1 pseudogene is annotated in these 1,148 nt (G+C 56.2%); it reads left to right on the top strand.

The annotated features are described in order from the left end of the window. Window positions 1-1,148: pseudogene (locus tag AB5935_RS27400) on the top strand (RHS repeat protein); the annotation flags it as partial.

The raw sequence follows: 1,148 nt of genomic DNA, 5'->3' as shown, positions 1-1,148 counted from the left end.
CATGCTGACGGACGGGAATCTTTCCTGCCCGTACTGAAACTTGGAGAATCCCATTTTGACCGCAGGGAGCAGCTGGCATGGACACTCGACGGCTGGGGCTACCTGCTTACGGACATCCGGGGGTTGCAATACCGTTTTGACGGTCCCGAAAACCGCTCCGGCTACCGCATGGTGTCGGGCATTTCCACGAAGGACGGATTCCGGCTCCGCTTCGAATACGCTTCGGGGGGAAGGCTGGCAGGTATCATATCCTCACGGGGAGAGTTCCTGAAAGTGGAAACTGACGAGTCGGGACGGGTACTCTGCGTTTCCGTAAATCAGGACGGTGAGGAGGTGAAGCTGGTCCGTTACCGTTACGATGACCGGGGCGACATGGTGGAAACGCTGGATGCGCTGGATGTCAGCAAGCATTTCGTCTATTCCGGCGGACATCTGCTGGTACGGCTCACCAATCAGGGAGGCATGTCCTTCCACTGGGAATATGAAGGTAAGGGGGAGAATGCCCGCTGTGTGCATACATGGGGCGATGGAGGCGTGATGGAATATTTCATCCGTTACGGCAAGGGATATACCCATATCCGTAACGGGGAAAATGCCGAAACCGAATATTATTACGGTGAGGACAAACTTATCTATAAGATAGTGGATGCCAACGGAGGAATTACCCGTCACCAATACAACAGCTTTCAGGAGCTGGAGGTCACGGTCAATCCCGAAGGCTATACCCGTAAGACCGCCTACAACGAGTTCGGCCAGCCGGTCCGGATTACGGACGAGAACGGGGAGGACACCTTTCTGGACTACGACGGCAACCGCAACCTCGTCTCGCTTTACACTCCGGGTGGAAAAAGGCTTTCATGGGACTATGACGGACTGGACCGCGTCGTCAGCCGGACCACACCGGGCGGAGAAACTGTGAAATATGCCTACGAGGGAGGCGTGTTGCGTACCATAACGGACGGGCAGGGACGGGTTTACACGCTCACGTTCAACGACAGGTACGACCTGGAATTGCTGCAGTTCCCCAACGGACTGTTCCGCCGGTGGGAGTACGACGGCAGGGGAAGGCTTGTACAGGCGGTGGATGTGAAAGGCAACGTTACCCGTTATGCCTACGACCGTGCGGACAACCTGATACGGCTGGAAGA

This window comes from Phocaeicola sp. RTP21198st1_B8_RTP21198_201120 (assembly GCF_040929485.1).
In the GTDB taxonomy this organism is placed as follows: Bacteria; Bacteroidota; Bacteroidia; order Bacteroidales; family Bacteroidaceae; genus Phocaeicola; species Phocaeicola dorei.
This window is presented reverse-complemented; position numbering and strand designations above follow the sequence as displayed.